Genomic DNA, 15,944 nt, shown 5'->3' with positions numbered 1-15,944 from the left:
CCGCAAGGAGACCACCGCGCCATGAGCACCTCGCCCGAAGACGTCCGGCGCACGGTCGTCGAGTTCCTCACGCTGATCGAGAAGCTGCCCGAGGGCTTCGCCGACGACACGCCCCTCTACGCCGACGGGGCGGGTCTCGACTCGCTCGAGACCGCCGAGCTGTCGGCGACGCTCGAGGACGTCCACGGCAGCGATCCGTACGCGACCGGCGACATGCCGCAGACCCTCGGCGACATCCAGGCGTTCTTCGCCGCGGGATCCTGAGCCACGGTGTTCGAGCTGCTCGAGCGCGTCGCGGGCGAGGAGCCCGGGCGGGCCGCGGTCGTCACGCACACGGTCTCGCGCTCGTACGGTGAGCTGCTGGCCGATGCGCGCCGCGTCGCGGCGGCGCTGACCCGCGAGGGCGTCGGCCGTCTCGCGGTCGTCGACCACGAGGCCCCCTTCGTCGTCCCGCTGCTGGCGGGGGCGGCGCTCGCGGGCGTCGAGGTCACGCAGTACCCGCCGGTCGAGCCCGACGAGGTGCGCGACCTGCTGGCGCGCCTCGGTCACGACGTCCTCGTGACCGACCGGGCCGACCTGTCGGGTCTCGGTGCCCGCGTGCTGGCGACGCACGAGCTGCTCGCCACGGACCCCGCACCGTCCGGCCCGCTGCCGGTCGACCGCCCGCACCTCGTCCTGACCACGGGCACGACGGGCGCGCCGCGGGGCGTCCGGCACGACTGGTCACGGCTCGTCCGCGGCACGTCGCGCGTCGCCCCGGCCCCGGGCCAGCGCTGGCTGCTGGCCTACGGGCTGCACCAGTTCGCGGGGCTGCAGGTGCTGCTGCACGTCCTCGCGGCGGGCGCGACGCTCGTGGCACCGGCGCCGCGGCGCCCCCGCGAGGGGCTCGCCGCGATGCGCGAGCTGGGGGTCACCCACGCCAGCGCGACGCCGACGTACTGGCGGTTCCTCGTGGCCGAGATGCGGTCCGACGGTGGCCCCGTGCCGGCCCTGCGCCAGGTGACCCTCGGCGGCGAGGCCGTGCCGGGTCCGCTGCTGGACGTCGTGCGCTCGACCTTCGCGGGCGCCTCGGTGTCGCAGGTCTACGCCGCCTCGGAGTTCGGGTCGACGGGCTCGATGCGCGACGGACGTCCGGGGTTGTCGGTCGACGTCCTCGACCGCGGCGACGACGCCGACGTCGACATGCGGGTCGTCGACGGCGAGCTGTGGATCCGCTCGCGCACCGGCATGCTGGGCTATCACGGCGAGCCCCCCGTGGACGCCGACGGCTGGCGTGCCACGGGCGACCTCGTCGAGGTCGACGGCGACCGCGTGCTGTTCCGCGGTCGCACGTCCGAGATCATCAACGTCGGCGGCGTCAAGGTGCACCCCCTGCCGATCGAGGAGCGCGTGGCGGCCGTGCCGGGCGTCGACATGGCCCGCGTCCACGGACGTCCCAACGCCATGACCGGCGCGATCGTCGCGCTCGAGGTCGTGCCGTCGCGGGGCGTCGACCTCGAGGCCCTGCGGTCCGACCTCCGGTCGGCGTGCGCCGACCTGCCGGCCGCGGCACGTCCGCGCAGCATCCGCTTCGTCGACACCGTCGACACCACCGGCAGCAAGATCGTCAGGAGCCACGCATGACCAGTGACGTCACCGCCACCGCCACCGCCGCCGCCGAGCCCCGCGTCGTCGTCGTGACGGGCGGCAGCCGGGGCCTCGGCGCCGGCATCGTCGAGTCGTACCTGGCCTCCGGCGACCGCGTCGCGGCCTGCGCGCGGTCGGTGACCCCCGAGGTCGAGGCGTGGCGCGCGTCGCACCCCGACCACTTCCTGTTCGAGACCGCCGACCTGTCGCGGTCGGCCGACGCCAAGACGTTCGTCGACGCCGTCGTCGCCCGCTGGGGCCACGTCGACGTGCTGATCAACAACGCCGGCGTCGCGCGTGACGGCATCCTCGCGATGGCGTCGGACGACGACATCGACACCGTCGTCGACCTCAACATCAAGGGGACGCTGTACGTCTCGCGGCTCGTGACCCGGCGCATGCTGGCGCGCCGGTCGGGCAGCGTCGTCAACATCTCGTCGATCGTCGGGCGCTCGGGCTACCGCGGCCTCGGCGTGTACAGCGCGACCAAGGCCGCGCTCGACGGGCTGACCCGCTCGATGGCGCGCGAGCTGGGGTCGCGCGGCATCACGGTCAACGGCATCGCGCCCGGCTACCTGCGCACCGAGATGAGCCACGGGCTCGACGAGGGCCAGATGGACCAGATCGTCCGGCGCACGCCCGCCGGCCGCCTCGGCGACCCCGGCGACATCGCGCGGGTCTGCCAGTTCCTGACCGATCCGCGCAACGACTACCTGACGGGCCAGGTCATCGTGGTCGACGGCGGTCTCACGAGCTGATGCGAGCGCCCAGCCCGGCGGCGGTCTCAGCCGACGACGACGTCGCGTCCGCGCCGCCGCGCGTGACGGCCGGCCGCGCGGGGTCCGCGCCCGACGGCCCGGCCGAGGGCCAGGCAGCTCAGCAGGCCCACCGCCGCGAGCGTCATGCCGACGCCGACGAGGCTCTCGTGCGCCGCCGCGACGACGATGCCGACCAGCAGCACCGGGACGAGCGCCAGCTCGATCCACGACGCGGTGCTGCCGCGCCCCTGTCCCTGCATGACCGCGATGAGGACGCTGCGCACCGCGAGCAGGCCGTCGGCCACGATGAGCCAGCGCGCGCAGCCGACCGCCCCGACGAACTCCTGCCCGAACGCCAGCCTGACGACCGGCTCCACGACGATCTCGAGCACCACGACGATGGCCGTCGCCAGCACGACCGTGATGCCGACCCAGCGGCGGACGACGGCGCGCTGGGCCACGGGGTCGTCCTGGTGGGTCGCGACGCGCGGCAGCACGATGACCCGCACCGCGTTGCTCACCAGGCGGCACAGGTTCGAGACCGCCAGCGCCGTCGCGAACAGACCCAGCGACACCGTGCCGAGCAGCGCGCCGACGAGGATGCGCTCGAGCCCCAGGCCGTCGATCGGGCGCACGCTGCTGACGTAGTTGCCCCGCGCCTCGCGCCACACGAGCGACTCGTCGATCGCGTCGTCCGCACGGCCGCGGGCCGGCAGCAACGACGCGTGCGCGAACCCGACGCTGAGCAGGCCCGTCACGACGTAGGCGGCGAGCACGGCGTAGGCGTCCCACGACCAGCCCGCGGCCAGGACGACGACGAGCACGACCGTGAACATGCCCTGCGGCGCGAGCGCGACCCACGCCATGCGCACCAGGCGGCCCTCGCCCTGCAGGCACCCCGCCAGCACCTGGAACGCGATGGTCTGGAACGTCACGACCGCGACCACGACGGCCGCCGCGACGGTGTCGGACGTGCCGCCGGAGTGGTGCACGACCGGGGTCACCGCCCCCGCCAGCAGGCACGGCACCAGCACGAGCCAGCCTCGACGCCGTGCGACGTCGCGCAGGCCGTCGCGGGCCGTGACGCGCCGCTCGGCGACGAGCTTGGTGACCGACGACGGCAGGCTGCCCCCGAGCGAGATCTGCGACGCGAACAGCCCCACCGCGATCACCAGCGCGATGAGTCCGCGCCCCTCGACGCCGAGCAGCCGGGCCATGATGATGCCCGTCACGAGCGTCAGGAGCTGCAGGCCGAACGTGGCCGTCACGATCAGCAGGAACGTGAACCGGTCGCGCATCTGACGGGTGCCGGCGGCGGGATCGCTGGGCTCCTCCGACACCCGTCGAGCATACTGTCAACCACCGGCCGGCCGCTGTGAAAACGACCGCCATCACCCCCGGAGACGCGATGTCCGCACCCCTTCCCCTCCCCGTCCGCGTGCTGGTCAAGGGGGCGTCGACCGTCAACTGGGTGTCGTTCATGGGCGGCCCGCGCACCGACTTCATCTTCCCGCGCGTCATCGAGCAGCAGCTGCTCGCGCAGGGGTGGCCGGCCGACGTCGAGACCCGCTCGATGACGTCGCAGCGCGCGTCGACGGTGCTGCGCACGTGGCAGTCCGAGGTGCTGGGGTTCTCGCCGGACGTCATCGTGCTCGTCTACGGCCACTACGAGACGATCCACCTGTTCCTGCCGCGGTGGCTCGAGGTGCACGCCAACAGCCTGAGGGCGCGGCCGCGGCGCCTGTCGGCGCTGTACCGGCGGGCCGTGCTGCGGCCGGTCTGGAAGCTGCTCGCGCAGGCCCAGGCCAGGCTCGACACGATCCTCGACCCGACGCTGCGTCGGGGGCGGCCCCGGCAGGTCGCGGCCGACCTGCGGCAGTACATCGACCACGTCCAGGAGGTCGGCAGTCCGCTGGTCTACGTCTTCGAGCTGCTGCCTCCCGGCACGCGGTTCCAGAGCTGGTTCCCGGGCATGGCGCGCCGCATCGAGGTCATGAACGCGACGCTCGAGGCCATGGTCGCCGAGGTGGGCCTCGACCACGTCCGCTACCTCCGGGTGGCCGACCTCGTGGAGCTGCACGCCGGTGGTGACGTCGACGTCGCGATCCCCGACGGCTTCCACTACTCGCCCGCGATGCACCGCCACGTCGGCGAGCGGCTGGCCGACGACATCGCGGCGTGGGCCGAGACGCAGCCCCATCTGTCGGCGTCCGTCCGAGGGGCGGAAACCTCGTGATGGCAGCGTCAAACGGCCCCGGCGCGGGACCCGGACTCCGTACGATGGACGGCATGGCCACCACGACCTCCCCTGCTCCCGCATCCGCGAAGCAGCGTGCAGCCCGCGTCCTCCCGCGACCCGTCGTCGAGCTCCTCGACACCGCCGTCTTCCGGGTGCGTCGGGCACGGATCCGCGCGATCCAACGCTTCTTCGGGCTGTTCGGCTTCAACATCGTCAAGAAGGACGACTACTACTCGACCCTGCCCGTGCTGGCCGAGATCGAGCAGACCCGCGAGCGGTGGGACCGGCCGAGCGAGCTGGTCGGCATCGACCTCGACGTCCCGGCGATGACGCAGACCCTCCGGGGCCTGGCCGACCGGTGGGAGAAGGAGTTCACGGCCGTCACGGGCGACTACCTGACCAACACCCGCCAGGGCTTCGGCCCCGGCTACCCACAGCTCGACGCCCGCACGCTGTACTTCATGCTGCGCGAGCACAAGCCGGCCCGGTACCTCGAGATCGGCTCGGGGCTGTCGACGTACTACGCCTCGATCGCGGCCCGGCAGAACGCCGCCGACGGCTCGCCCCTGCAGATCACGTGCGTCGAGCCGTACCCGTTCGACGCCCTGCGCACGCTCGACAACTTCGAGCTCGTCGAGGGCTTCGTGCAGGACGTCCCCCTGTCGACCTTCGAGGCGCTCGAGGCCGGCGACGTCCTGTTCATCGACTCGTCCCACGCTCTCAAGATCGACAGCGACGTGGCCTTCCTGTTCCTCGAGGTGCTGCCGCGCCTCGCGCCCGGCGTCGTCGTGCACATCCACGACGTGCACTTCCCGTTCAACGGACCGTTCCCCGCCGACACGTGGCTGTTCGGCGAGCGCTGGCCCGTGTACTGGAACGAGGCGATGGTCGTGCAGATCTTCCTCGCGCACAGCTCGGCCTACCGGGTGCTGCTGTCGACGCCGATGATCCGCCACACCGACGAGTCGGTGCTGACGGGCCTGTTCGACGACTACGTGCCGCTGGCGCGCGACGTCAACCCGCCCTCGTCCCTGTGGCTCGAGCGGATCTGACCCACCCGTCGCCGGCCGGCGAGTCCGGTCAGTCGCCGGAGGCCAAGACGAACAGGCCGTCGACCTGGAGCATGCGACCGTCGGGGTCCGAGATGCCCGGCTCGAGCTGCTGGATGCGGTAGCCGTCGTGGGCCATCGCCCCCACGAGCTCGTCGAACAGCAGCTGCCCGTCGTACAGCTCGACGAACGACAGCTCGAGCTGGATCGCGGCGACGCGGCCGACCAGGTCGCCGGCGCCCCGCAGCACCTCGCCCTCGAAGCCCTGCGTGTCGATCTTGAGCAGGGTGCGGGCGGGGTCGACGGCGTGGGTCGCGACGAGGTCGGCGACCGTCGTGACCGGCACGACCTCGGTGGCGACGAAGCGGGACCCCGGGGCGGTGCGCAGGTGGGCGTCGGTCATGCCGCGGATCGACGACGAGAACGAGTTGGCCGAGACGTTGATCGTCGCCTCGCCGGTCTCGGCGCCGACCGCCACGTTCAGGGTCGTCCACCGGTCGTCGCGCCCGGCCCGGCGCGCCAGCTCGGCGAACGCCCCGCCGAGCGGCTCGCAGCTGATGATGCGCCCTGCGAAGCCCGCGCTGCGGGTCAGCGTCGCGTACTGCCCGACGTTCGCGCCGACGTCGAGCACGGTGTCGATGCCGCGCGCGTCGAGCGTGCGCACGAGGCGTCCGGCGTAGGAGCCGCGACCGATCTCGAGGTCGGCGCGCTGCAGCGTGCGCCGGATGAGCAGCTTGGCGGTCTCGCGGGCCCGGTTGGCGCGGGTCTGGTCACTCATGGGCGGTCTCCGTGGTCATGCGGCGAGGAGCTCCTCGACGGCTGCGAGGACGACGCGGGGGTCGATGTCGATGTCGTCCTGGACGTTCAGCATGCGGCGCTCGGGACGGTCGGGCTCGGCAGGGTCCGCCACGAGGTAGCGGTACACCGAGTCGGGGACGTTGTCGGTGATCGCCCAGTAGCCGGGGTTGAGGTAGCGCGGGGCGAACAGCTCGAGCACCCGCACGCCCGCGGGGGCGAAGTTGAGGTTGGCGAGCCCGGCGCCGTGCGGCGCGACGACGACCTCGGCCGCCGCGAAGTGGTCGATCTGCTCCTGCACCGACACCGCACCGGGGTCGAGCCGCTCGAAGCCGAGCGGCGCGAGCAGCGTCATCAGCTCGGCCTCGCGGACGAACCGGCGCGTGTGGGGTGCGGCGCCGCGCGTGACGAACAGCCGCGTGGGGCGCCCGCTCACGCGCTGGGCCGGCAGGTGGTCGCGCAGCCACTGCGTGACCCACCGCGGCGCCAGCGTGTGGTGGTTGTTGAGGCACGGGACGAGCAGCCGGTCGGCCCGCACGCTGAGGTGCTTGACGGGCTCGACCAGGCGGTGCGCGTCGATGCCGGCCATCGCGAGCAGCTGCCGGTCCCACGGCGTCCGGTGGCTGACGACGACGTGGTCGGGACGCGTGCCGGGCAGCGCCTCCTGCAGGACGCCCCAGCGGGGGAGCGTGTCCATCAGCGAGTGGTAGTAGTTGCGGCCCGACGCCTGCGACGACAGCGAGAGCGTCGTGCCGTCGAGCGGTGTCGCCTCGGGCAGGCGCGGGCGCAGGTAGATCGGGTGCTCCTGCCAGCCACGGATGCGGAAGTAGGGGCTCGTCTGCAGGTCGAGCCGCCCGCCGGGCGTGATCGTCGCGGCGTAGTCGCCGACCAGGCGGCCGTCGGCGACCTCGAGCACGAACCGCTCGGGCACCTCGAGCTCGCGCACCTCGCCCCAGAACCGCATCGCGTGCGGCGTGCCGACCGGCAGGTCGCGCACCGCGTGCTCGGGGGGGCCGCAGCGGTGCACCCGGACGGCGTCGGGCTCGGTGGCCGCGGTCTGCGTCGACGTCAGGGTCGCGGTCGCGGGAACTGCGCGGTCGGGCGACACCGGGAGGGAGCGCGTGACGCGGCCGGCGGTCCTGCTGGCGGCGCGGTGCGCGACCTTGGCCGCGGGCCAGAGGGGCTGCAGGGCGGGAGGGAGCCGGGTCATGGTCCGGCTCAGGCCGCCGCGGGCCCGGCGCCGCGGGCGAACCAGGCGTTGCCCAGGCCGGGACGGTCGGCGGGCTCGTGCCGGACCAGGTCGAGACCGACGGCGCCGAGGAAGCGGACGAGGTCGTCGAGCTCGTACCCGTCGACGGGGTGGTACTCCATCACGACGCGCTGCACGGTCGCCCAGTGCGCCGGGTCGCTCGTGAGGATCACGCCGTACTCGGCGCCCTCGGCGTCGCTCTTGACCAGGTCGATCGTGCCGCCGGTCTCGGCGTGGATGTCGGCGAACGTCACGCACGGCACCGACACGACCGCCCCGGAGCCGTCGGGTGCCGTCAGGCCGTTGTGGGCGCTGGCCTCACCGTTGTCGACGATCTCGAGGTCGCCCTCGTGGTCGGAGACCGCCCGGCGGTGCACCACGAGCCGGTCGCCGAGCGAGTTGGCGGCGACGTTGCGCTCGAGCCACGTGGCGGTCGACGGCGACGCCTCGTAGGCGTGCACGGTGGCGCGTGGGGCGGCGGCGCACACCGCGGTCGAGAAGCTGCCGATGTGCGCGCCGATGTCGACCGCGACCAGGTCGGGGCGCAGGCCGGCCAGCAGCTCGTCGAGGCGGTACACGTCGTCGGCGGTGATCTCGTAGACCGGGAAGCGGGCGCCGTCGACGCTCGGGGCGTGGATCGTCAGGCCCGTGCGGGTGCGGAACGTCATCTCGCGACCCCGCAGCGTGTCCCACAGCACCTGCGGCCCGTTGTCGAAGTGCGTGAACGACTGCCGGATGCGCCGGGAGGCGTACGCCGCGCCGCGAAGACCCATCAGGCGCGCTGGGCGAGGATGTCGTGGATCCAGGCGTACGTCTTCTCCAGACCGTCGCGCAGCGAGATCGAGGGCTCCCAGCCGTACGTCTCGTGGAAGAACGTGTTGTCGCTGTTGCGGCCGCGCACGCCCTGCGGGGCCGTCAGGTCGTGCCGCTTGGTGACGGTGATGCCCGCGATGTCCTCGAGGATGCCGATCATCTGGTTGATCGTGACGAGCTCGGACGACCCGAGGTTGACCGGCTCGACGTTGTCGCCGCGCAGGATCTCCTGCGTGCCCCGCACGCAGTCGTCGATGTACATGAAGCTGCGGCTCTGCTCGCCGTCGCCCCAGACGTCGATCGTGTGGTCGCCGCTGAGCTTGGCCTGCGCGATCTTGCGCGACAGCGCGGCGGGAGCCTTCTCGCGGCCGCCCTCGAACGTCCCCTCGGGCCCGTAGACGTTGTGGTAGCGCGCGACGCGGGTGCGCAGGCCGAAGTCCTCGCGGAAGTGGCGGGCCATGCGCTCGCTGAACAGCTTCTCCCAGCCGTAGCCGTCCTCGGGGTCGGCCGGGTACGCGTCCGACTCCTTGAGGGCCGTGACGTCGGGGTCGGTCTGCTTGTCGCCGGCGTAGACGCACGCCGAGCTGCTGTAGAAGAAGTTCTCGGTGCCGGCGTCGCGGGCCGCGACCAGCATGTTGGTGCTGGTCAGCACCGACAGCATGCACTCGGCCTTGTTGTTCTCGATGAACCCCATGCCGCCCATGTCGGCCGCGAGGTTGTAGATCGTCTCGGTGCCGACGGCGATCTTGTGCGCGTCGGACGCGTCGGAGCAGTCGGCGACGACGTTCTCGGCGTCGTCGTGCACCTGGTACCACTCGTCGAGCGGCTTGACGTCGACCGAGCGGACGTCGTGCCCCAGGTCGAGCAGGTCGGCCACGAGGTGGCCACCGATGAATCCGCCGCCGCCGGTCACGAGAATCGTCATGGCGCACTACCTCTTCCCAGGGTCGTCCGGTGCGGAACCCGTGCGGTTCCACGCTGTTCAACGCCGGCGGTGAACGATGGTTACGAAAGACGACATCGGTCGTTGTTCTGTGTGGTGAGGGCCGGACAGCGTCCGCGGCCTCGCCTAGACTCCCACTCATTCCGAGTGAGGCGACTCTTCCTGAACGGGGATCTCGTGGACCTGCGACAGTTTCTGGGCATCTTGCGATCGCGCTGGGTGTTCAGCGTCTCGACGTTCGTGGTGGGCGCCGTGGCGACGATCCTGCTCGTGCTCAGCATGTCCCCGGTCTACGGCTCCAGCGCCAAGCTGTTCATCACGTCCCCCGTCGGCCAGCAGGTCACCGACCCGACCGCGGCCTACTTCGCGTCGCAGCGTCTGGCGTCCTACGCCGACCTGGCGCGCGAGCCGTCCCTGCTGCAGGACGTCATCAACCGGCTCAACCTGACCGGCGTCACGCGCGAGGAGCTCGCGGGGCAGGTCACGGCCCAGATCATCGCGACGACCCAGACCCTGCAGGTCGACGTGACGGCCGACTCGGCCGAGCTCGCCCAGCAGATCGCCGAGGCCGAGGCCGAGGGGATCGTCTCGCTCGTGGCACGCCTCGAGAAGCCCACCTCGGGCAACGGCTCGCCGGCCTTCGTGGCGCGCATCGTCGGCCCGCCCAGCATCAGCCAGACCCCCGTGGCGCCCAACGTCCCCCTCAACATCGCGGTCGGCCTGCTGCTGAGCCTGTTCGTCGCGATCGCGGGAGCCGTGCTGCGCGACCTGCTCGACCGCACCGTCAAGACCCGCCAGGAGGCCGAGGAGCTGAGCGGCGGCGCCGTGCTCGCGACCCTGCCGTTCGACCGCCAGCTCAAGAAGCAGGCCCTGACGAGCGAGGGCCACGGTGCGCTCGCCGAGGCCTTCCGCGTCCTGCGCACCAATCTGCAGTTCGCCAACCTCGACGCCAAGGTCGAGTCGATCCTGGTGTCGAGCGCCGTGCCCAACGAGGGCAAGACGCTCGTGGCGACCAACCTCGCGATGTCGATGGCGCAGTCGGGGCGGTCGGTGCTGCTGATCGACGCCGACATGCGCAATCCCAACGTCGCCGACCTGCTGGGCCTCGAGAACTCGGTCGGGCTCATGACGGTGCTGATCGGGCGCACGAGCCTCGACGAGGCGACGCAGGTCCACGACAGCGGCATCAGCTTCCTCGGCACGGGCCCCAAGCCGCCCAACCCCGCCGAGGTGCTCGACACGCAGGCGATGCGCGACCTGCTGCACGGGCTGCGCAGCGAGTACGACGTCGTCGTGATCGACGCGCCGCCGATGCTGCCGGTCGCCGACGCGTCGATCCTGATGCGCGAGGTCGACGGCGCGCTGATGCTGGTGCGCCACGGGTCGACGACCCGCGAGCAGCTGCGCCTGGCGGTCGCCCGCATCGAGACGGTCGGCGGCAAGCTCTTCGGCACGATCCTCAACCGCACCCCGCGGCGGGCCGGCGACGTCTACGGCTACGGATACGGATACGGCTACGGGCAGGAGCAGCACGAGCCGATCGGCGAGCAGGCGCGCCGCATGGTCGGGGCGCTGGGTCGCGGCGAGAGCCGCAGCTCGTCCGGCCGTCGCGTCTCGCGCTGACGGCGGACGGTCGTGCGCATGACGGTCCCGGGCCCGCCGTGGTCCTCCGGGACGTCCGGGAGGCGGCTCCCGGCGTGGACCCGCGGCCTCGTCGCGCCGGTCGTCGTCGCTCTCGTGCTCCTGCTGCTGCTGCCGATGGCGGTCGGCTCGTCGTTCGGGGCCGCCGTGGCGCTGGGCGCCGCGGTGCTGATGATCGCGCTCGTGACGTTCGGCATCGAGAGCACCGCGATCGGCCTGCTGGTGCTGAGCTTCGCGCTGGCGCCCATGAACGACGTGCGCCCCGTCGCCGCCCTGACGTTCGTGACGATGTCCGACGTCTTCCTGGTGCTCAGCGTCGGCCTGCTCGTGCCGATGCTGATCACGCGCACGGTCGAGCGCCAGGTGCTGTTCCTCGTCGGTGCCGCGGGCGTGCTCGGCCTCGGCCTCGTCACGTCGGTCGCCGCGGCCGATCCGTCGTCGAGCCTCAACGGCCTGCTGCGCCTGCTGGTCGGTGCGCTGATCCTGCCGATCACGTTCATGCTGTGGCGTCCGCGCCGCGACATCGTCGCGCTGCTCGCGACGGCGTACGTCGTCGGCAACTCGATCAGCGTCCTGCAGGCGGTCACGAGCGGCCTGGTCTCGTACGAGGGACGGTCGATCGGCCTGACGCGGCACCCCAACATCCTGGGCCTGTGCTCGATGCTGGCGCTGACCCTGATCCCGTTCGTCCTGCAGGAGCTGCCGCGGTGGTGCGGCTGGCTCGTGCTCGCGGCGGCCGGCGTCTGCGGCTACGGCGTGTGGATCAGCGGCAGCCGCGCCGCGCTGCTCGTCGCGGTCGCGATGGTCCTGGTCTACCTGGTGCTGTCGCGCTCGGTCGAGCGCGGCCTGCTGCTGTTCGGGGCCAGCATCCTGCCGGTGTACCTCGTGGGTCGCACCCTGAGCTCGGGCGACTACGGCAACAACATCCTCAACCGCTTCGCCGGCGGCGGCAGCGCGAGCGCCTCCGACCTGGCCCGCGAGCAGCTGGTCCGCGAGGCCGTCGAGCGGTTCCTCAGCAGCCCCGTGCTGGGTGTCGGCTTCGGCGACGCCCTCGAGGCGCACAACATCTACCTGCAGGTCGCGGCGTCCGGCGGCGTCCTGGGGCTGGCGTTCTACCTCGTGCTGCTGGCCTCGGTGGTGCGCCAGCCGCTGAGGCTGCCGGCCCGCTACCGGCTGCTGGCCCTGCCGGCGTTCGGATATGTCCTGGTCGGATTCATCACTCCGCTGCTCTGGGATCGTTACATCTGGTGTCTGCTGGCCCTGCCGTTCCTGATGTCGGTGCCCGGCACCTCGGCGGACGACCCAGACGAGTCCCGCACCGACGTCCTCGAGGAGACCGCATGAGTATCGTCCGCCGTGGCCGGTTCGCCCTGCTCCGCACCCGCCAGACGCTGTCCGTCCTCGACAACGGGTGGGACGTGCTGCGCCGCATCGCGATGCGCAGCGACGAGCTGGTCTACCGGGTCGGGCCGGTGCGGATCACCGGCCCCAACGTGCCGGGAGCCCGCGTGCCCGTCTACGAGGTGTTCGCCGAGGACGAGTACGGCATCGAGTGGTTCGCGCAGGGTCTCGGCGACGCGCCGACCCTCGTCGACATCGGCGCGCACATCGGCTGCTTCTCGGTCGCCTTCGCGACCCGCTTCCCGGGCGCGACGGTCGACGCGTTCGAGCCGACCCCGTCGACCAGCGCCTACCTGCAGCGCAACGTCGACGACAACGGGCTCGCCGGCCGGGTCCGCGTGCACCAGCAGGCCGTGTCGGCGTCGTCGGGCGTCCTGGTCATGGCCGACAACGGGGCCGGCAGCGGCCACAACGGCGTCCTGCACCTCGGCGAGGCCGGCGCCGTCAGCATCGAGGTGCCGTGCGTCGGGCTCGTCTCGGTGCTCGAGGCCGCCGGCGATCGCGTCGACATCATGAAGATGGACGCCGAGGGTGCCGAGTACGACGTCATCCTCAACTCGCCGCCCGAGCGCTGGGCCGCGGTGCGGCGGCTCGTCATGGAGTACCACCCGCTGCCCGGCCACTCGTTCGACGAGCTCGAGACGTACCTGGCGGGCGCGGGCCTGACGCTCGTGCGGCGCGACCGCTACACCGACGGCCTCGGCCTGGCGTGGTTCTCGCGCGACGAGCTGACCCCGGCCTGACGGCCCGGTCGGGTCGCGGCGGGTCGGTTCAGCGGAAGTCGAGCAGCATCGTGTCGGGCGGCTCGGTCTCGTGCGCCATGGCCGACTTGTCGACCCGGGCGCGCACGCACGTCGTCTCGTGCCGCAGCCGCAAGAACCCGGTCTGGCCGCCGTAGCTCATGAACAGCTCGCGCACCTGCGCCAGCGCCGCCTCGCCGACCGACGGGTGCTTGGTGGCCTCGGCGAACCGCAGCAGACCGGGCAGGTCGAGCTTCTCCCAGCTGCCGACCTCGTGCACCTCGGGCTCGTGGAACAGCCCGGACGCGCTGAACGTGTCGGCCTGGGGCGGCGCCGAGTCGCGGGCGCGGGTGATCTCGCGCAGCTTGCGCATCCACGGGATCGAGTCGTCGTGCTGGCGCGACACGGTCGACAGCAGGCCGTCGGGGCGCAGCACGCGGGCGTACTCGGACAGGGCCGTGGGCGCCTCGCGCAGCTCGGGCACGATCACGACGTCGAAGGCGTCGCCGACGAACGGCAGGCGCTCGCCCCCGCCGCAGCGGACGTACTGGATGTCGGGGTGACGGCTCGCGGTGACGTCGTCGCCGGCCACGACGACCTCGTGGCCCTGCTCGACCAGGCGGTAGGCCAGCGAGCCGTCCCCCAGGTGCAGCACGCAGGACAGGCGGTCGCCGACGAGCCACTTGGCGGTGCGGTCCTCCGGCGATTCGGTCACGTCCCGAGGCTACTCGTTCGGGCCACGGGGGGCCGGTACGCTTCGGTCGTGTCCGATCCCTTCATCTCGGCCGCCCTGCTCGAGGGCATCCCGTCGACGTACGCGGGTACCCGCGACGGCATCGACTCGATCCTGCGCGACCGGGGCCTGCGCCGCAGCACGCCCGAGGACACGGCCCGCTCGCTGCTGCTCGGCGCCGCCGCGACGGCCTCGCTCGAGGGCAGCGACTTCGACGCCGAGACGCTCGCGAGCGGCGGGGGCGACGCACTGGCCCGCGGCGCGGTGCGGCTGTCGACCGAGCTGCTGGGCCTGCTGCCGACCTGGAACCGGTCGCCCGTGCAGGCCCTGGCCCGCATCCACGCGCTCGCGGCGGCCGGCTCGGTCGACGACGCCGACCTCGGGCGTCCGGTCAACCCCGACGGCGTCGCTCGGCTGACCGAGCTCGCCTGGATGCTCGGCCAGCCCACCGAGGCCCCCGGTCTGGTCGTCGCGGCGCTCGTCAACGCCGAGATCACCGCGGCGGGGGCGTTCGCCTCGCACAACGGCGTCATCGGCCGGGCCGCCGAGCGGCTCGTGCTGCTGGCCAAGGGCGTCGACCCGGCGTCGGTGCTGGTGCCCGAGGCCGGTCACGCGGCCGAGCCGGCCGGCTACCGGTCCGCGCTGTCGGCCTACTCGGGCGGCACGCCGACCGGCGTCCACCAGTGGCTGATGTACGCGTCGCAGGCGTTCACCCGCGCCGCCGAGGCGTCGCCGCTCGCCCGCTGACACGCGACGGCGGGTGCACGGCACGGCAGGGCACAGCACGACGGCGCCGGTCCGCGTGGGCCGACGCCGTCCGGTTCGACACAGGCCGGCTACCAGGCGTGCTGGATCTGAGTCGTCATGGCTCCGTCATCCCTGAGAGGTCCGGAGTCCGGCGAGCGACTGTCCCAGAGACGGGTGATCGCCGCGTGGGTACCGAGGTGTCGTTCCGCTGTGGTGTTGTGCCTCCATGTGTACGCCTCGACGGGCGTGCACGGAAGGCCTACCCGTCCGTAACGTTGTGCGCTTCGTTTCACAAGCGACACGTGCGGGCGCGGTTGTCTACGATGCACGCATGCGTCGTCTCCTGGCCGCCGCGGCGACGGGTCTCGCCGTCGTCCTCGTGGCGGCGTGCTCGGGATCGTCCGACGGTGGGGGCCCGACCGGCCGGCCGGGCTACGTCGCGATCGGCGACTCCTTCGTCTCGGGCCCGGGCATCGCGACGACCGACCCCGACCAGCCGGGCTGCCTGCGGTCGCTGTCGAACTACCCGCACCTGGTGGCGACCGCGACGTCACGCCGGCTGGCGGACGTCAGCTGCGGTGGCGAGGACACCACGATGCTGCGCGACGGGCGCACGCTGACCGACGGGACGGTCGTCGAGCCGCAGCTCGCGTCGATCGGGCGCGACACGCGGCTCGTCACGGTCGGCATCGGCGCGAACGACGGCTCGGCGACCGCCGGTCTGTACACCTACTGCCTGCTGCCCACGAGCGCCGACGACGCGCAGTGCCGCACGTTCACGACGTCCTACATGCCGGGCGTGCTCGAGACGACGCGCGCGAGCGTCGTCTCGGTGCTCGAGGAGGTGCGCGAGCGGGCGCCGAGGGCCCAGATCCGGCTCGTGGGCTACCTGCGCATCGCTCCCGACGAGGGGGCCGCGTCGTGCCCGGACCTGGGGCTGAGCGCCGCGCGGACACAGCTCGTGACCCGGCACGAGCAGGCGCTCAACGCGACGCTCGCGGCGGCCGCGCAGCAGGCCGACGTGCCGTTCGTCGACCTCTGGGCCGCATCGGAGGGCCACGACGCCTGCGCCGGCGACCAGGCCTGGGTCAACGGGCTGGACGACAGCACGGCGACGGGCGACGGCGCCTTCCTGCACCCCACCGCGGCCGGCATGCGGGCAGCGGCCGAGGTGGTCGAGCAGCGTCTCGGCTGACGGCCCGGAGGCCGT

At 72.6% G+C, this 15,944-nt stretch carries 16 protein-coding genes; 10 read left to right on the top strand and 6 right to left on the bottom strand.

Features of this window, described 5'->3' with window-relative positions:
• Window positions 1-21 precede the first annotated feature (21 nt).
• From ASD10_RS01130 to ASD10_RS01120, 3 genes are read left to right on the top strand one after another with little or no spacing between them, the layout of a single operon-like run.
• Entirely contained in the window at window positions 22-264 is a 243-nt protein-coding gene (locus ASD10_RS01130; RefSeq protein ID WP_056603425.1) for a hypothetical protein, read from the top strand.
• Window positions 265-270: 6 nt separating this feature from the next.
• Window positions 271-1,623: a class I adenylate-forming enzyme family protein gene (locus ASD10_RS01125; RefSeq protein ID WP_056603422.1), complete on the top strand. Its 1,353-nt coding sequence runs from the start codon at window positions 271-273 to the stop codon at window positions 1,621-1,623.
• A complete protein-coding gene (locus ASD10_RS01120) occupies window positions 1,620-2,384 on the top strand; it encodes an SDR family NAD(P)-dependent oxidoreductase (protein WP_056603419.1) in 765 nt (254 codons plus the stop codon). The genes ASD10_RS01125 and ASD10_RS01120 overlap by 4 nt, the downstream gene beginning before the upstream one ends.
• 26 nt (window positions 2,385-2,410) lie before the next feature.
• Here ASD10_RS01120 and ASD10_RS01115 read toward each other — a convergent pair whose 3' ends face one another.
• Complete coding sequence (locus ASD10_RS01115; protein WP_056603416.1) at window positions 2,411-3,724, bottom strand: lipopolysaccharide biosynthesis protein; 1,314 nt, start codon at window positions 3,722-3,724, stop codon at window positions 2,411-2,413.
• A 68-nt stretch (window positions 3,725-3,792) separates the two neighbouring features.
• On the opposite strand from ASD10_RS01115, the gene ASD10_RS01110 reads away from it, so the two are divergent.
• Entirely contained in the window at window positions 3,793-4,620 is an 828-nt protein-coding gene (locus ASD10_RS01110; RefSeq protein ID WP_082555946.1) for an SGNH/GDSL hydrolase family protein, read from the top strand.
• A gap of 53 nt (window positions 4,621-4,673) precedes the next feature.
• Window positions 4,674-5,675, top strand: coding sequence for a class I SAM-dependent methyltransferase (locus tag ASD10_RS01105; RefSeq protein WP_162248811.1), 1,002 nt, complete (start codon window positions 4,674-4,676; stop codon window positions 5,673-5,675).
• 28 nt (window positions 5,676-5,703) lie between these two features.
• On the opposite strand, the gene ASD10_RS01100 is transcribed toward ASD10_RS01105, so the two are convergent.
• Genes ASD10_RS01100 through ASD10_RS01085 form a run of 4 tightly spaced genes read right to left on the bottom strand, consistent with a single transcriptional unit; the run spans window position 5,704 to window position 9,454 of the window.
• Window positions 5,704-6,450 (bottom strand): FkbM family methyltransferase, encoded by a 747-nt coding sequence (locus ASD10_RS01100; RefSeq protein ID WP_056603407.1) that lies wholly within the window; start codon window positions 6,448-6,450, stop codon window positions 5,704-5,706.
• 15 nt (window positions 6,451-6,465) lie between these two features.
• A complete protein-coding gene (locus ASD10_RS01095) occupies window positions 6,466-7,677 on the bottom strand; it encodes a DUF563 domain-containing protein (protein ID WP_056603404.1) in 1,212 nt (403 codons plus the stop codon).
• Window positions 7,678-7,685: 8 nt separating this feature from the next.
• Window positions 7,686-8,489: an FkbM family methyltransferase gene (locus tag ASD10_RS01090; RefSeq protein WP_056603401.1), complete on the bottom strand. Its 804-nt coding sequence runs from the start codon at window positions 8,487-8,489 to the stop codon at window positions 7,686-7,688.
• Entirely contained in the window at window positions 8,489-9,454 is a 966-nt protein-coding gene (locus tag ASD10_RS01085) for an NAD-dependent epimerase/dehydratase family protein (RefSeq protein ID WP_056603400.1), read from the bottom strand. The genes ASD10_RS01090 and ASD10_RS01085 overlap by 1 nt, the downstream gene beginning before the upstream one ends.
• Before the next feature lie 195 nt (window positions 9,455-9,649).
• On the opposite strand from ASD10_RS01085, the gene ASD10_RS01080 reads away from it, so the two are divergent.
• Genes ASD10_RS01080 through ASD10_RS01070 form a run of 3 tightly spaced genes read left to right on the top strand, consistent with a single transcriptional unit; the run spans window position 9,650 to window position 13,257 of the window.
• The gene (locus tag ASD10_RS01080; RefSeq protein WP_162248810.1) at window positions 9,650-11,095 is read left to right on the top strand and encodes a polysaccharide biosynthesis tyrosine autokinase; all 1,446 of its coding nucleotides are present in this window, start codon (window positions 9,650-9,652) and stop codon (window positions 11,093-11,095) included.
• An 18-nt stretch (window positions 11,096-11,113) separates the two neighbouring features.
• Complete coding sequence (locus ASD10_RS01075; protein ID WP_056603394.1) at window positions 11,114-12,457, top strand: O-antigen ligase; 1,344 nt, start codon at window positions 11,114-11,116, stop codon at window positions 12,455-12,457.
• Window positions 12,454-13,257 (top strand): FkbM family methyltransferase, encoded by an 804-nt coding sequence (locus ASD10_RS01070; protein WP_056603391.1) that lies wholly within the window; start codon window positions 12,454-12,456, stop codon window positions 13,255-13,257. Before ASD10_RS01075 ends, ASD10_RS01070 begins: the two co-directional genes overlap by 4 nt.
• A gap of 28 nt (window positions 13,258-13,285) precedes the next feature.
• On the opposite strand, the gene ASD10_RS01065 is transcribed toward ASD10_RS01070, so the two are convergent.
• The gene (locus tag ASD10_RS01065; protein WP_056603388.1) at window positions 13,286-13,969 is read right to left on the bottom strand and encodes a class I SAM-dependent methyltransferase; all 684 of its coding nucleotides are present in this window, start codon (window positions 13,967-13,969) and stop codon (window positions 13,286-13,288) included.
• 48 nt (window positions 13,970-14,017) lie between these two features.
• On the opposite strand from ASD10_RS01065, the gene ASD10_RS01060 reads away from it, so the two are divergent.
• Together ASD10_RS01060 and ASD10_RS01055 are read left to right on the top strand one after the other, a co-directional pair.
• Complete coding sequence (locus ASD10_RS01060; RefSeq protein WP_056603385.1) at window positions 14,018-14,734, top strand: hypothetical protein; 717 nt, start codon at window positions 14,018-14,020, stop codon at window positions 14,732-14,734.
• A gap of 331 nt (window positions 14,735-15,065) precedes the next feature.
• Window positions 15,066-15,929, top strand: a complete 864-nt coding sequence (locus ASD10_RS01055; protein WP_056603382.1) for an SGNH/GDSL hydrolase family protein — start codon at window positions 15,066-15,068, stop codon at window positions 15,927-15,929.
• Window positions 15,930-15,944: the final 15 nt, after the last annotated feature.

The organism is Aeromicrobium sp. Root472D3, assembly GCF_001426485.1.
Lineage (GTDB): Bacteria > Actinomycetota > Actinomycetes > Propionibacteriales > Nocardioidaceae > Aeromicrobium.
The sequence above is the reverse complement of the archived record's forward strand: the minus strand, read 5'-3'. Positions and strand labels throughout refer to the sequence as shown.

Bases quoted from the DNA above. Each gene is read 5' to 3' on its own strand.
- ASD10_RS01130 (WP_056603425.1), top strand. From the start codon at position 22: ATGAGCACCTCGCCCGAAGACGTCCGGCGCACGGTCGTCGAGTTCCTC.
- ASD10_RS01120 (WP_056603419.1), top strand. From the start codon at position 1,620: ATGACCAGTGACGTCACCGCCACCGCCACCGCCGCCGCCGAGCCCCGC.
- ASD10_RS01110 (WP_082555946.1), top strand. From the start codon at position 3,793: ATGTCCGCACCCCTTCCCCTCCCCGTCCGCGTGCTGGTCAAGGGGGCG.
- ASD10_RS01105 (WP_162248811.1), top strand. From the start codon at position 4,674: ATGGCCACCACGACCTCCCCTGCTCCCGCATCCGCGAAGCAGCGTGCA.
- ASD10_RS01100 (WP_056603407.1), bottom strand. From the start codon at position 6,450: ATGAGTGACCAGACCCGCGCCAACCGGGCCCGCGAGACCGCCAAGCTG.
- ASD10_RS01095 (WP_056603404.1), bottom strand. From the start codon at position 7,677: ATGACCCGGCTCCCTCCCGCCCTGCAGCCCCTCTGGCCCGCGGCCAAG.
- ASD10_RS01090 (WP_056603401.1), bottom strand. From the start codon at position 8,489: ATGGGTCTTCGCGGCGCGGCGTACGCCTCCCGGCGCATCCGGCAGTCG.
- ASD10_RS01085 (WP_056603400.1), bottom strand. From the start codon at position 9,454: ATGACGATTCTCGTGACCGGCGGCGGCGGATTCATCGGTGGCCACCTC.
- ASD10_RS01075 (WP_056603394.1), top strand. From the start codon at position 11,114: ATGACGGTCCCGGGCCCGCCGTGGTCCTCCGGGACGTCCGGGAGGCGG.
- ASD10_RS01070 (WP_056603391.1), top strand. From the start codon at position 12,454: ATGAGTATCGTCCGCCGTGGCCGGTTCGCCCTGCTCCGCACCCGCCAG.
- ASD10_RS01055 (WP_056603382.1), top strand. From the start codon at position 15,066: ATGCGTCGTCTCCTGGCCGCCGCGGCGACGGGTCTCGCCGTCGTCCTC.